Origin of the sequence: Pseudomonas sp. p50(2008) (assembly GCF_015351605.1) — a bacterium.
GTDB lineage: Bacteria > Pseudomonadota > Gammaproteobacteria > Pseudomonadales > Pseudomonadaceae > Aquipseudomonas.
Genome location: NZ_JACMYF010000007.1, coordinates 168,658 through 183,226, shown reverse-complemented (window position 1 = coordinate 183,226; position 14,569 = coordinate 168,658). Strand labels below are relative to the sequence as shown.

Below are 14,569 nucleotides of genomic sequence, written 5' to 3'. Positions count from 1 at the left end.
TGGCGAACTGCCCAATTGCGGTCAAATGCCTGCTTTTGCCATCGCTTCACGGGTCAGTTGTCTGGCCAGAACATTCCGTGTGGCGTCCAGCTCTGATATCAGGCGCTGATACAGCGGCGCGCTCATTTCTTCTCCGGTAAACACTTCGCTTCGTGCAACCCCCAGCTGTGCTGCCAGGTCTTCGAGGGTTTTTTTGCGCAAGGCCAATTGCGTTACATCCGTTTCGCGCGCCCAGGCTTCCTGGGCTATTCGCAAGTCTTCGATCTGCTCGTGTTTCGATTCGAACAGGCGCTTTTGCGTCTCTAGCGCCTTCGGATGGTTGGCTTGCAGATGTTGCTCCCAGAACGGATTCTCGAATGAGTCAAGCATCTGGTTGATCAATCCGTCGCCTTCTTCGCCTTTAATAATCTTGTTGTAAGCGAGGTCGATCATTTTATCGTCGACGCGCGCCGTGCTCCGATGCAGCAAGCCTTCAGACTGCCAAGGCAAGTCCAGGCGTTTGGCCAATCCCGTCTCGTAGGCCAAGTGAATTTCCACGTCGTCCGGTGCGTGATAATTCGGAACTGGCGGTATGCGTTGGCTTGTTTCGCGCTGAGAGACGATCTCTTCTCTGGCTAGTTTCCCCACTTGTTCCAGGCGAGCCGTTTGTTTGGCCAGTTTGACCAGGCTTGTTTCAAGGTCCAGCGCCGACGTCGACTCCGCGCGCGCCTTGGATACCAGTATTTTTATGCCCATGTTGTTGAACAGTTGCGATCCGGCATCACCACAGGTTTCAGGCTGACGGGCCATTTCGAACAGTTCCCTGCGCAAGTCGGCGTCCAGGGCGGCGGCTTCGATCATCTGCCACACTCGCCTGGTCAGCTGTTTTCGCGATTCAGGATGCTTATAGTCCTCGCTCACTCTCTGTTTGCGGATCACTTTGAAAAAATCCTCGGAACCGTGTTCCGCCGCCAAATCGTGCCAGGACTCAACCCGATAGGTGCCGACACCGGTGGAGGCGCTGTACATTTGCGAGTCGTCCGGTAACGACCGCCAGTAGCTGATTTCATCAGTCGCAACCCGGTCATAGGTTTGTTCGAAAGCCAGGCCTACCGATTCGCGATAGCTTCCCAGGCGACTTCGATCGGCGATGGACAGATTTTTGGTATCGAGACGTGTTCGAGCCACGATCAATGCATGATCAGATCCCGGCACGACTTCGGGCAGGTTTGTAATCGGACTGCCTCGCAGGTCCAGATGAAATCCGCGGGGACGGGATTTTGCGTTAACCCCATCCTTGAACAGGTGTTCCGGCCAAGCGTCCAGCCCGGTCGTACTCAGGCTCAGTACTTTCAGCCTGGGCATGCGCCCGACATCCAACGGTTGCACCAAAGGATTGCCGTCAAGCCTCAGGGTTTGCAGGCGTGTGAGGTCTCTCAACTGGCCGGCGGATTCGGCAGTCAACTTGATGCGGTTGTTTGACAGGCGCAAGGTTTCGAGCAGACGCATCTTGCCGATGCCAGTCGGCAGTTCGGTCAGGCCGCTGTAGCGGGCGCTCAAATGACGAATCTGCGGGAAGTCGCTCAACAGGCCATCGCTGCCAGGGGAAAACCGGACGTTGTCCATGTTCAGCACAGTCACTTGGTCGAGGTATTTGTTGATACCGGGTTGCTCACGCAGGTCCTTCCACCAGCGATCGAGGTTGGGACCGGGAAGGTCGGTGGACAAATCCAGTGTATAGCCGCCATCCGGGTGGACGCTGCGCTCGCCGAATGCCTCGCTTTTGCGTTGGAAGCATTCAAGAAGCCGGTCATGCAAGTGACGTCCGCCATTGTCCATAAAGTCGCGAAAGTTGTTGGTGGGCACCACTACATCCGAGCTATCCATGGAGGGATGTTGATCTTGACGCCACTTTTGCAGCGTACTGCGTAATGCCTCCCATTCCTCGCTGAGCCGGTCAATGCCCAGCTCCGGATCACCCTTGGCGCGCAAGGCCTCAACGAACGTAGTCGCCTCCTGCTCGCTCAATGTCGGATACAGGTTCCTGACCCGTTTCTGCGGGGTTGTCGGTTCGAAAAACCAGGGCCATCCGCGTACCAGCTTCTCGGTTTCGACAGAGGCCACCGGGCGAATGGGTGGTTCTGCCATCACGGTTCGGCGCTCGGCCGCTGGCGCGGATTTCTCCATTATCCACAGTTTTAACTGGCTTCCCTGACCTCGTTGATATCCCAGTGCCGCACGCCGATCGTCAGGCAGGGCGCGCAGGATCGATTCGTAGAAGTTGCTGGTGCCGTAAAGTGTTGTGTTCGCGCCGTCGCGCACTTCGTATTTACCTTGCTCATCCCTGATCAGCCGCCGAACCGTCGAAGCCTCTTCCGGGCCGATGCTGCTGCGCAGCGTTTCACCATCGGTGCCGTCCAGCACTTCCAGACGCAAATCGCCGAAGATGTCCTTATTGAACTGGAGCGTGTTGAGCGCCAGTTTCTCTGTACCCGGAGTCATCATGTCGTCGCGATAAAATCCCGCATAGGCGCGCGCATTGGCGGCTTCGAAATTCACTTCGCGGGCCAGGGATTTGATTCTGAGCGGCAGTCGATTCTCATCGGTCATTCGCTGCAGTTCGGCCGGCCTGGCGTTAGCCAGGAGTGTTTCGGTGAGGGTGAGGGGCATGTCCGGGAACGTTTGCCGAAGCAAGCCGACGTGCGCATTGGCTGACTCTTCACTGGCCTCGTACAGCTCTGCGCCTATGTCGCTTTGACGTGCCTGGGCTTCGTCATACGCATTGAAGCGCTTGATACTGTCCGTCAGTATCGGCGACGGTGCAGCCTGCTCGATATGCATGCGGCGCAACACAGGTTGCTCCGTGCCGCTGCTGATGCGGATCTGTTGCAGCTGCGTGGACGAAAAACGATCGACGCGGTGTCCCAGACGGCGCATCAGGGTTTCACCTCGCCAATCCCCCGGATTTTCTGCCTCATGCACCCAGGCACCGTGGCCGTTATGTTCCAGTTTGGGTGAATAGGCATTGGGGCGAGTGGGATGCTTGATGCGGTGCGTGTTGGAGCTCGTCTCGTTCGAGGCCTTCTCGACGACATACACCTTGCCTTCCAGCGGCAGGATGTAGTGGTTGGCGTTTTGATGCAGGCCGATCTCGTTGGGTTTCGAATTAACGGGCAATGTGAAGTCCGAGCGTTCGTAGGGCAGCAGATCGGGATGCCACAGCGTCTCTCTGCCATCGGGCAGCTTGACCCGTTTCATTCCATCGACCAGCGGCGACAGTTTGAGCTTGAACGCGCTGCCTATTTGCGCACCTGCAACGAAGGCTGTCAGCTGGATGACATCCGTCACCACGCTGATCACATGCTCGGCCGCTTCAAGGCCGAGGCCTTCCGCCAGATCGACGAGCCCTTCGATGACGTCACTGGTCAGCTGATAAACGGTGTAGGCCATCATCATCTCGCCCACTCCCGGCACGAACGGCGTGGCGATCAACAGCGCAACATTGAAGATGTCGGACACGATTTTTTTGAAATTATCCCACCAGGCCCAACGCGCTTTGCTGTCGGTGTCATCAGTGGACACAGCGATTTCCCGTGCGTCGTTGAGGACTTTGTTGAGTTTTTGCTGGTAGGTGTGTGTCCAGAAATCCCGGGTAAGCGGCAGGTGCTGGAATTGCAGGCGCGGGCGAGTCACCGATTCCTCACGCCACGTTGGGCGCTGATCCGTTGCATCCTCTTTTTGATGCCATTTGACGCTGGAAAGACGTTGGTCGAGGTCTGCAAAAAAGTGCCCGCGTTGCTGTTGATCCACGAACTGGCTGAAGAATTGTCGGTAGGTCTGCTTCGATGATGCGCCGATCTTGTTTTCGCGCAGTTGGCGCGTCAGCTCGGACATGAAGGCGTCTGTTGATTCATATTCCTTGAGCGGGTGATCCGGGTCATGGGGCACATAGGCGATGAGCCGTCGAATGCCTCTGCTGTCCTTGATGGCAGGAATCAGCAGGACAATACCGGTCAGACGGGTCTCCATCATCGAGAGGTCGCAGCACAGCATTTGTCTGCCGTTAAGCAGGAGTTGAGGTGCCTCCTTTGTCAGGTCCAGCACCAGTTTGTAAACGTCGTACTGGATATCCCCGGTGGTTAACGCCAGTTGCGCGGCGACGGCGAGTGCGTCTTTCTGGCTGTTGGTGACCTTGAGTTTCATCACGGCTTCGGCCATGGGGTCACCGGGCAGCAGAACGCTTTCGAGGTGCGCTTTGTACCGCGCGCCGATGTCCAGTTCCCGGCACAGCGCCTGAAACTGTCCGACGGTCATTTTGTGTCTTATCGGCAGAACATCGAAGTGTCCGCGTTGGTCGGGTTTGCTGATGAATTCCGAGCCCGTATCGACCGTTTCGTTTTTTGCGAAGTTGTGCAGCGCTGCATCCAGCAGCGAAACGGTTCGCGTGGTGACACCGTTCGAGAGATTGATCGTGTACCACGGCAGGTTTTTGGGAAGGTACAGGCGCAAGTACGTCGTCTTGACGTCATCGGTGATGCCGTATTTTTCCTTGAGTTTTGCCTGAAGCAGGGGCGCAGCAAAGGAATGAACGTCCTGCAGTTGTTCGAACAGTTTGTCGACCTGGTTCTGAGAACTCCAGGCTTTGAGGTTGGCGGCTTTGAGCGAGTCGTGAAGAGCGCTGGGTACCGTGCGGTACCACGGCTCCATGTTCAGGGCTGTGGCACTCAGTGCCTTGGCTCTGCCGACGGTGGCGGTTTTGAACGGGTCACTGAGGGTGTTCTCGATGAACGTGTAGTGCCGGCCTTTGTCGGTGGTTTGGGCAGGCGAGGGGGCGTCAGACATGGCAATCATCCTTGATCGTTTTAAGAAGGATCAGCCTATCTGTCGGGGCTCAAAAAAAAAGCCTGAATACCTGCGCTAAACCGGGGTTTGGTGCGGGCAAACCTTTGAATAATCGAATCTGAAAAATAACGGAATACCACCTGCTATTGGACAATACCGGGTCACGAAGTCGGATGGGCTGCCGCCACGGACGAACCCTCCACGGGGTGGCATTGCGAAGCACTGCCCGGTTGCAGATACGGCGTCAAAATCGGCGCCATGCCTTTGAGCACCTGCACCGGCAACGCCGAGGTGAACTTGAAGGCTTCGGCAGTACGTCCCGGCACAAACGCGGTCAAGGTGCCGAAGTGGGTGTCGCCGATGTAGAACACGAAAGTCGCGGTGCGGTTGATCGATTTCGAGCTGAGAATCCGCCCGCCCGAGCCGACGGCTTCAATACGGTTATCCCCGGTCCCGGTCTTGCCGCCCATCGCCAACGGTTTGCCATCGGGCGTGATGAAACTGCCGGAGACGCGTTTGGCGGTACCGGCATCCACCACCTGCGACAAGGCCTCGCGCATGGCTGTCGCCACTTCGGAAGGCATCACCCGTTTGCCGACGTCCGGGTCATTGATCAGCCTGGTTTCATAGGGCGTGTTCGCGGCGAAGTGCAGGGTGTCGATGCGCAAGGTCGGCATCCGTACACCGTCGTTGAGGATGGTGCCGATCAACTCGGCCAGCGCGGCCGGGCGGTCGCCGGAGCTGCCGATGGCGGTGGCCAGCGACGGCACGAGGTGGTCGAACGGATAGCCGACTTTCTGCCAGCGCTGATGAATGTCGAGGAACGCCTCGATTTCCAGCATGGTGCGAATGCGGCTGTCGCGGGCGCCTTTGTGACGGCTCTTGAACAGCCAGCTGTAGACTTCCTGACGCTCGAACTGGCTGGCTTTGACGATCTGGCTCCACTTGGCATCCGGGTTGTTCAGCAGGTAGCCCATCAGCCATAGATCCAGTGGGTGAACCTTGGCAATGAAGCCCTGGTCCGGCAGGTCATAGGCGCCGGGTCTGTAGTTCTCATAGAGTCGCTCAAGGCGTTCATCGGTCAGTTTCTCGGTGAGCTTGGCACCTTTGAGGTGTGCGCGAACAAAGGCGTTGAAGCTTTCCTGACTGGCTTGTGGCAGCAGGTAACGATGCACTGCAGCCATGCGAATCGGGGTCGGGCGAATGCTGTCGAGGAAGGTCTCCAGTCGCGCCTGGGTGTCTTTGTTTTTGTACTTTTTCCAGAACTTCAGCAGAAACGACGTGCCTTCGCGGTCGGCGAACGAGGCGAGGTATTCCTGGCGTCTCGGGTCGCGATCATCCTTGAGTAATTCGGCACTGTTGTTTGGGCCGGAGTAGGTGGCATAGCGCACCAGGTCGCGCATCAGGCGAATGAACGGCAAGTTGATCGACTCGCGCAGGGCGTCACGCAGAGTGGGTAGTCGGCCGTTGTCCTCTTTGCGAAAGTTGTTAAACGTGTGCAGCCCGCCGCCAGTGAAAAACGCCTCGCCCGGGCTGGCGGAGTATTTACGATCCAGTGCGGCGCCGAGCATGGTTTGCAAATTGCGGTCTTTATTCTGGATCAAATAGTCGATGGCCCAGCGGCTCAGACGGTCCTGGTCCGGTACATCGAGTTTCTTGAGTTCCGGTACGGTCATTGCGCCGTATTTATCGTGCAGCTCGGCGATGATTTGCAGGTAAGTGGTCATCACGCGCATTTTGGCCGTGGAGCCGAGTTCCAGTTTGCTGCCTTCGTTGATGTCGAACGGTTGGTCGGTGCTGTCGGTTTGTACCCGCACCCGCGAACCGTCGGGGGTCAGTTCGAATAAGGTGAAGCTGTAACGTACCTGGGTGGTGCTGGTGGGGGTCAGCAGGCGCTCGCCCATCAAGCCGATCTGCGCGGCAAAGACCGGGTCGGCGAGGTGCTTGAGGTATTCGGTGGCCCGGGTTTGCAGATCGCCTTGCAGGGTGCTGGTGGCGGACAGGTCCAAACGGTCGAGATCGTACAGGGGACGATTGAGCAGGCCGCCCAGGCGACTGCGCGCCACGCTGATGCCCTTGTTGGTTTCGATCGGCTGGATAGTGGGCTGCGTCGCCCAATCGCGATAGGTCACTTTGCTGGCCAGCGCGGCGGCCGACAGTGGTGCGTCGATCACATTATTCAGCGCGAGCAGGCGGATGTGGCTGTCGGTAAGGTTGGCCAGCTCATCGTGACCCTTGGTCAGGTAATGGGAAGGGCGCCTCTGGGCGATCATGAGCGACAGCATTTCGCGCAAGGCCAGGCCCTTTGCCGCCATGGTTTTCGGGTCCGTTGCCGTGCTGGCGAGGGTTTCGTTGGCCGTGTTGAAGTCGGCGCCGTACCAGACGCGTAACCCTTCCGCCATGCCATGCACTTCGCCATGGCCCGGAACGGCTGACAGGGGCACGCTGTTGAGGTAGTCACGCACCACATTCTGCCGCGCCACGAGGGTGTCCGGTCCCGCCTGATAGGCGCGGACGGTGGCGGAAATCATCTGCCGGATCTTTTCCGCCCCCGACACCGTCAGGCCGTCGGGCGAGTGCCGGTACTTCTCCAATTGCGTGGCCAGGGTACTGCCACCGGCCGACTGCCCAGGCATGTGCAGCAATTTTGCCACTTGAGACCACGCCGCCATGCCGAACCGTGGCCAATCCACGGCAGGGTTGGCCAGGGGCTGGCGGGGGTCGAGCAGGAAGCGGTTTTCGATAAACAGCAGACTGTTCACTACCACCGGTGGTATTGCCTCGAAGCTGGAATAGAGCTGCTGCGGGTATTTGTATTGATACAGCGGTGACCCACGGCAATCGGTGATCGACAGTCCCGCCTGGATTTTTTCCGCATAGGGCACGAAGAAGCCTTTGCCGCTGTAGTCCATCAACGCTTGGGAAAATCGGGTTTGCGATTGCACCACGTAATCGCGCTTGATCAGGCGCGGCAGAAAGTCGCTCAGCGAGCTGTAGCCCAAGCGCAAATCAAACGGACCGGCGCCGGGGTAGCGAATCGCATCGCTGGGGCCGGGTTGCAGGTCGTAATTGAGGGTGGCGGCAAACTTGCTGACTTCCCTGGACTGGAATTTTGACGTGCGCATTTCCTTGGCAGCAGCGAGCCCAAGGACGATGGCGATAATCAATACCAACAACCAAAAGGCCTTCCACCCATGCTTGGTGCCACGGGGTTTTTCAGGTGGCGGCGCATCATCCACAGCTTCAGTCTGGACCACGGTTTTACTCGAATCGGTTTGCCATAACGCGCCCATAGTCGACTGATCCATTCACGCAGATTGATCGGACTTGTCTGAAGCTTAGTCGGTGGTTGGCGATGGTGAAAAAATTGTGAATACAGAAATATCGATTTCCGATCGTCAAGTACCTGTGAAAAGGCGTTTTTGTGGTAACGGGATACAGGTGTCCAAGGGATTCAGGTGGTGGGGGATTCATGTGGTGGGGGATTCATGTGGTGAGGGATTCATGTGGTGAGGGGATTCATGTGGTGAGGGGATTCATGTGGTGAGGGGATTCATGTGGTGGGGGGATTCATGTGGTGAGGGGATTCATGTGGTGGGGGATTCATGTGGTGAGGGGATTCATGTGGTGGGGGATTCAAGTGGTGGGGGATTCAAGTGGTGAGGGGATTCATGTGGTGGGGGATTCAAGTGGTGGGGGATTCAAGTGGTGAGGGATTCAAGTGGTGAGGGGATTCATGTGATGGGGGATTCATGTGGTGAGGGGATTCATGTGGTGGGGGATTCATGTGGTGAGGGGATTTATCCCCGTTGGAGTGCGAAGCGCTCCCCTGGCGTCCTTTCAGCCACATCGGATCCACAGGGTCTACGGCTGCTGCGCAACCGAACGGGGATAAATCCCCTCGCCACATAAAATCTCTGTGTCATTAAGTCTTCCGTCCAACAAATCCCCTCACCACAGTGATTTCGACAGTCATTGAAGGAAGGTGACAGTTACAACCAGCAGGCATCCCAGAGCGGGTAATCGCCGATTTTGTCCACGAGCCCTGCTCTCAAGGGGTTGGCAACGATATAACGAGCGAACGGCAGAAGTTCTTCGCCATCACGAATGGCTCGATCGTGATAGCCGGTTTGCCACAAAGTGCCACGTCGACCGATGGTTTTGTTCACTGCCTGTGCGCATCGAGCTTTGGTAGCACCCATGACATTCCCTAACTTGTCGTCTTGCAGTTGCATCAGCCAATGAAAGTGATCAGGCATCACCACCCAAGCGATTGAATTCACCCGTCCGGAGTCGTGAGCCCGTCGCATTTCTGCGACAAGCAGGCGGCCCAAGCGCCAATCCGAAAATAGTGGTTGGCGATTGTGGATAACTGCGGTGATGAGATAAGCGCGACCGATTTCGGAATATCTGCCGAAGCGCAGGCGATGAGAATTTGGTTGAGTCGGCAATCCATTGCTTCCTTGTGATCTCAAGTGATGCGTTGAGGCTAGTACGCAGTGGTCTATAGCGACGCTGAGACTATTGAGTGAAATTTCCGATTCTTGCGAAGAATTTGGTGATGTAAGAGTTTTTTTGATTAGGGGGGGCAGAAGTCTTTGTGGCTAGGGGATTTTGTGGTGAGGGGATTTTGTGGCTAGGGGATTTTGTGGTGAGGGGATTTTGTGGCTAGGGATTTTGTGGTTAGAAGATCTTGTGGTTAGGGGATCTTGTGGTGAGGGGGTTTTGTGGTGAGGGGATTTATCCCCGTTGGAGTGCGAAGCGCTCCCCTTGCGTCCTTTCAGTTACATCGGATTCACAGGGTTTACGGCTGCTGCGCAACCGAACGGGGATAAATCCCCTCGCCACAAGATACCCTTCACTACATAGATCCCCTTCACTACATAGATCCCCTTCACCACATAGATCCCCTTTACCACATAGATCCCCTTCCGAAGTCGTTCATGTATCTCAATAGAGGCAGGCTCTGAAAGGGCTGGGCTAGACGCCTCGAGCGATAAATAAGACCTTGGTAGGGACATGACGATGCACCAATGCTGTGCAATACTCCGCGCCGTTTTAGCAGTGAAAAATCCTACATTAGCCAGGTAATGCCCCTCCGCTAACTGGGCTTTTGCCGAGAGTTCTTGCTGAATGTTGTGGTTTATAGAGTGAAAAAACCTGTAAGAAGCTTTTTATACTGCACGCCCCGCTGATCTTGGAGGTTTTGTCCTACAAGACGGTGCTGCCCACGAAGCAGGACCGGTTTCATGGAAGCAATGGTTTACCAGCCAGCGCTTCGATACTCGGTGGTCATATCCAATAACAAGACGAGGTTGTACCCCTATGCCAGTCGGCAATCATCTGCCCCAAGGCGAGACCGCTCAGGGCGGCCCGCTTAAACGCGAACTCGGCGAACGGCATATTCGTTTGATGGCGCTGGGTGCCTGTATCGGTGTTGGTCTGTTTCTCGGTTCGGCCAAGGCCATCGAAATGGCTGGCCCGGCCATCATGCTGTCCTACATCATCGGCGGTCTGGCGATCCTGGTGATCATGCGCGCCCTCGGCGAGATGGCCGTGCATAACCCGGTCGCCGGCTCGTTCAGCCGTTACGCACAAGACTACCTCGGCCCCTTGGCGGGCTTCCTCACCGGCTGGAACTACTGGTTCCTGTGGCTGGTGACCTGCGTCGCAGAAATCACCGCGGTGGCGGTGTACATGGGCGTCTGGTTCCCCGAAGTACCCCGCTGGATCTGGGCGCTGTCCGCGTTGATCAGCATGGGCACCATCAACCTGATCGCCGTGAAAGCGTTCGGTGAGTTCGAGTTCTGGTTCGCCCTGATCAAGATCGTCACCATCATTGCGATGGTCATCGGCGGTATCGGCGTAATCGCGTTCGGCTTCGGCAACGACGGCGTGGCGCTGGGGATTTCCAATCTCTGGGCCCACGGCGGCTTCATGCCCAATGGCGTGCAAGGCGTGTTGATGTCTCTGCAGATGGTGATGTTTGCCTACCTGGGCGTCGAAATGATCGGCCTGACTGCCGGCGAAGCTAAAAACCCGCAAAAAACCATCCCCAACGCGATCGGCTCGGTGTTCTGGCGGATCTTGCTGTTCTACGTCGGCGCGCTGTTCGTGATCCTGTCGATCTACCCGTGGAACGAAATCGGCACTCAGGGCAGTCCGTTCGTGATGACGTTCGAACGTCTGGGCATCAAGACCGCGGCCGGCATCATCAACTTCGTGGTGATCACTGCAGCGTTGTCCTCGTGCAACGGCGGCATCTTCAGCACCGGGCGCATGCTTTATAGCCTGGCGCAAAATGGTCAGGCCCCGGCAGCGTTCGCCACGACCTCCAGCAATGGAGTGCCGCGTCGTGCGTTGCTGCTGTCGATTGGCGCCCTGCTGCTGGGCGTGCTGCTGAACTACCTGGTGCCTGAGAAGGTGTTCATCTGGGTGACAGCCATTGCGACCTTCGGCGCGATCTGGACCTGGGTGATGATCCTGCTGTCCCAGCTCAAGTTCCGAAGAGGCCTGAGCGCCAGCGAACGTGCAGGCCTCAAGTACAAGATGTGGCTGTTCCCGGTCAGCTCGTACCTGGCGCTGGCGTTCCTGGTGCTGGTGGTCGGCCTGATGGCGTATTTCCCGGACACCCGTGTGGCGCTCTATGTCGGCCCGGCGTTCCTGGCGCTGCTGACCGTGTTGTTCTACGTGTTCAAGCTGCAACCGACCAACGCTTCGCAAGGTGCGGCGCGTTCGGCTTAGTAAGTCGTTCGTATGAAATGCAAAAGCCCCGGTCCTGATGGCCGGGGCTTTTGCGTTTTTGATCTTCCATTCTCTGCCGCTCGTCTGAAAGGCAGCCTGACCTGCGATTTATGACAGCAGACACGCTCAAATAAACAGGATCCGAGGGGTGACGCGTTCAACAACGGGTGAGCCGCATGAGACGCTTGTGGAGAGGGTTTTCCAGCTACACGATAATCGGGGTTGCGAATACGCTGATCCACTGGCAACTCTTTTTCCTGCTGAGCGTGGCGGCCGATCTCAGCCAGGCACTCAGCAACCTGGCGGCGTTCCTCGTCGCGGCCTCTTTCTCTTTCTATATGAACGCACAATTTACCTTCGACGCCAGAGCGTCGACGGGCAGCTATCTGCTGTTTCTGGGAGCCATGGGCGCGCTGAGTCTGGGCGTTGGCCATGTCGCTGATGTGTGGAAATTCCCGGGTCTGCTGACCGTGGCGCTGTTTTCGGGCCTGAGCCTGGTGCTGGGATTTCTGTTTTCCAAGTACGTGGTGTTTCGCGAGCATGAGCTATGAAGATCTCGCTCATCGTTCCGGTGTTCAACGAAGAGCAGTCGATCAACCTGTTCTACCAGGCGGTGCGGCGCGAGCTGCAGATCGACCACGCTGACGTCGAGATCGTGTTCATCAACGACGGCAGTACCGATCAGACAGCAGAGCAGGCTGCGGCACTCGCAGAGGCCGATGAGCAGGTGGTGCTGATCAACTTTTCCCGCAATTTCGGCAAGGAGCCTGCACTGTTCGCCGGGCTGGAATACGCCACCGGCGACGCGGTGATTCCCATGGATGTGGATTTGCAGGACCCGATCAGCGTCATCCCATTACTGATCGAGCAATGGCAAAAAGGGGCCGACGTGGTGCTGGCCAAACGTCGCGACCGCAGCGCTGACAGTTACATGAAGCGTCACAGCGCCACGTTGTTTTACCACCTCCTCAACCGTATTTCGTACACCCGGATCGAAGAGAACGTCGGTGATTTTCGCCTCATGGATCGCAAGGTGGTGGATGTCATCCGCGCGTTGCCCGAGCATCAATTGTTCATGAAGGGCGTGCTGTCCTGGGCCGGGTTCAACACCGTGGTGGTGGAGTACGAGCGTGTCGGGCGAGTGGCAGGAAGCAGCAAGTTCAATGGCTGGAAGCTGTGGAACCTGGCACTGGAAGGCGTGACGTCGTTCAGCACGGTGCCGTTGCGCCTGTGGACCTACATCGGCGGCGCCATTTCGATCTTTGCCGTGATCTATGCGGTGTACATGGTGCTGGACAAGATTTTCTTCGGTAACAGCGTGCCCGGTTACCCCTCGTTGATGACCGCGATCCTGTTTCTCGGTGGAGTGCAATTGATCGGCATCGGCATCCTCGGTGAGTACGTAGGTCGTATCTACATCGAGGCCAAGCATCGACCGCGCTATGTGATCAAGGACATCGTCGGCGGCAAAAAACGGAACGAGCCTTGATGGGCCGGTTCAGTGACTACTTCACCCGGGAACTGGGGCGCCGTCAGGTCTGGCTGTTTTTTCTGATCGCGATCCTTGTGTATGTCTTGCCGCTAATCCTCGCGGACTATCCCTACATCGATGACAACTGGCGCTCATTGTCCGCCGGCACGGCCTGGGCGGATCAGGGCCGGTTGTTCACGCAGCTGTTCTACAACGCACTGACGTTCAGCGATGGCGCACCGAACATCTTTCCGCTGCCGCTGCTGATTGCCTCACTGGCCATGGCCTCGGCGTTGACTCGCCTGACTTTTCACTACTGGCCTCAGCCCACAGTCGCGGGTTGCCTGGTGGTGTTGCCGCTTTGGTACAACCCGTTTTTTCTGCAGAACCTGTCGTATCAATACGACGGCGCGGGCATGGTATTCAGTGTGGTCGCGGTGGTCTACGCGATCAGCTTTGAGCATCCTTCGCGCAACCTGCGATGGCTGGTACCGGCCTTTTTGATCGCACTGGGGCTTGGGCTTTACCAGGTGAGTTTCAATGTCTTTCTGGGGCTGTGCTGTGTGGAAGTGCTGAGGGCTGCGCAAGACAACGTCAACTGGGAGCAATGGCGCGACCGGGTGGGAGGAAAGATCGCCCAAGCGCTGTTGGGCGCGTTGATTTACGCCGTCAGTGCTTACCCGTTTACCAACCAGAGTCGCACGCTTTTACTGAATTGGGCTGCAAGCCCTTGACTGCAGGTGTCCACCAACATCAGTCGCGTGCTGGAAAAAGTGCAGCTGCTCTTCCACGGAGGATTCGCTTGGGTGTTCGCCGGCTTGTTGCTGTGCGCGATAGCGGGCGGTGTGCAGGTGGGCGCGCACATTTGGCAACGGCGAGACAGTGGCGCGAAAAAGTGCCTGATCGGCCTGGCGTGCTTGCTGACGCTGCCGATGGTGATGTTGCTGGTGTCGGGCATGGCGCTTTTTTTTCGTGACTTCAACGAAGGCGCCAGAACACTGATGGGGTTCGCGGTGCTGCTGGTGTTGTTGTTCTATCTGAGCCATGTGGCACTCGTCCGCCTGCACCCTCGGCTACCGCTGCTGTTGGTCGTGCCGCTGCTGGCGATGTTGTCGTTGTCGTACGCCTATGGTCGGGTGCTGACGGTGCAGAAAACCTTCGCGGCCAGCGCCCTGGCCAGCCTTCAACACGATATTGCCTCCCATCGCCAGCTACGCGACGCCAAGCGTATCTACTTGTCGGTGACCTATTCCGATCACTGGCTGCTGGGGGCGGCAGGTTCGTTCAAGCAGATGCCGGTGTTGCATTACTTGCTCAACATCGACTTTTTCGTGCTGGCCGAGAACCTGCCGGGCGTGGGCATCACCAACGTCGTCGCGGAGAAGGAACGGCGCAATGCCACGAGGGTGGGGTATCAGGGGTATCCGGCATTGGTGGACAGCCAGTTTTACCGGATCTACCTGATGGGTGATTACGGTTTTATCGTCATGAAAGAGCCATCCCCGATCGACTCGATTCGCTGGTGATGCGCAG

General features: G+C 57.4%; 6 protein-coding genes and 1 pseudogene. 4 read left to right on the top strand and 3 right to left on the bottom strand.

Features of this window, described 5'->3' with window-relative positions; translation table 11 throughout:
- Window positions 1-21 precede the first annotated feature (21 nt).
- The 3 genes from H7698_RS20530 to H7698_RS20520 all read right to left on the bottom strand — a co-directional run bounded on the left by H7698_RS20530 (window position 22) and on the right by H7698_RS20520 (window position 9,272).
- Window positions 22-4,821, bottom strand: a complete 4,800-nt coding sequence (locus H7698_RS20530; protein ID WP_194692651.1) for an NEL-type E3 ubiquitin ligase domain-containing protein — start codon at window positions 4,819-4,821, stop codon at window positions 22-24.
- 161 nt (window positions 4,822-4,982) lie between these two features.
- Window positions 4,983-8,114, bottom strand: a complete 3,132-nt coding sequence (locus tag H7698_RS20525) for a transglycosylase domain-containing protein (protein ID WP_194692761.1) — start codon at window positions 8,112-8,114, stop codon at window positions 4,983-4,985.
- A 699-nt stretch (window positions 8,115-8,813) separates the two neighbouring features.
- Window positions 8,814-9,272: an REP-associated tyrosine transposase gene (locus H7698_RS20520; RefSeq protein ID WP_194692650.1), complete on the bottom strand. Its 459-nt coding sequence runs from the start codon at window positions 9,270-9,272 to the stop codon at window positions 8,814-8,816.
- An 874-nt stretch (window positions 9,273-10,146) separates the two neighbouring features.
- Here H7698_RS20520 and H7698_RS20515 point away from each other — a divergent pair.
- From H7698_RS20515 to H7698_RS20500, 4 genes and pseudogenes are all read left to right on the top strand, one after another.
- On the top strand, window positions 10,147-11,565 hold the full coding sequence (locus H7698_RS20515; RefSeq protein ID WP_194692649.1) for an amino acid permease: 1,419 nt from the start codon (window positions 10,147-10,149) through the stop codon (window positions 11,563-11,565).
- A 176-nt stretch (window positions 11,566-11,741) separates the two neighbouring features.
- The gene (locus tag H7698_RS20510; RefSeq protein WP_194692648.1) at window positions 11,742-12,116 is read left to right on the top strand and encodes a GtrA family protein; all 375 of its coding nucleotides are present in this window, start codon (window positions 11,742-11,744) and stop codon (window positions 12,114-12,116) included.
- Window positions 12,113-13,054 (top strand): glycosyltransferase family 2 protein, encoded by a 942-nt coding sequence (locus tag H7698_RS20505; protein ID WP_194692647.1) that lies wholly within the window; start codon window positions 12,113-12,115, stop codon window positions 13,052-13,054. The genes H7698_RS20510 and H7698_RS20505 overlap by 4 nt, the downstream gene beginning before the upstream one ends.
- Window positions 13,054-14,562: pseudogene (locus tag H7698_RS20500) on the top strand (glucosyltransferase domain-containing protein). Before H7698_RS20505 ends, H7698_RS20500 begins: the two are co-directional and overlap by 1 nt.
- The last annotated feature ends 7 nt before the right edge of the window (window positions 14,563-14,569 follow it).

Bases quoted from the DNA above. Each gene is read 5' to 3' on its own strand.
- H7698_RS20530 (WP_194692651.1), bottom strand. From the start codon at position 4,821: ATGTCTGACGCCCCCTCGCCTGCCCAAACCACCGACAAAGGCCGGCAC.
- H7698_RS20525 (WP_194692761.1), bottom strand. From the start codon at position 8,114: ATGGGCGCGTTATGGCAAACCGATTCGAGTAAAACCGTGGTCCAGACT.
- H7698_RS20515 (WP_194692649.1), top strand. From the start codon at position 10,147: ATGCCAGTCGGCAATCATCTGCCCCAAGGCGAGACCGCTCAGGGCGGC.
- H7698_RS20510 (WP_194692648.1), top strand. From the start codon at position 11,742: ATGAGACGCTTGTGGAGAGGGTTTTCCAGCTACACGATAATCGGGGTT.
- H7698_RS20505 (WP_194692647.1), top strand. From the start codon at position 12,113: ATGAAGATCTCGCTCATCGTTCCGGTGTTCAACGAAGAGCAGTCGATC.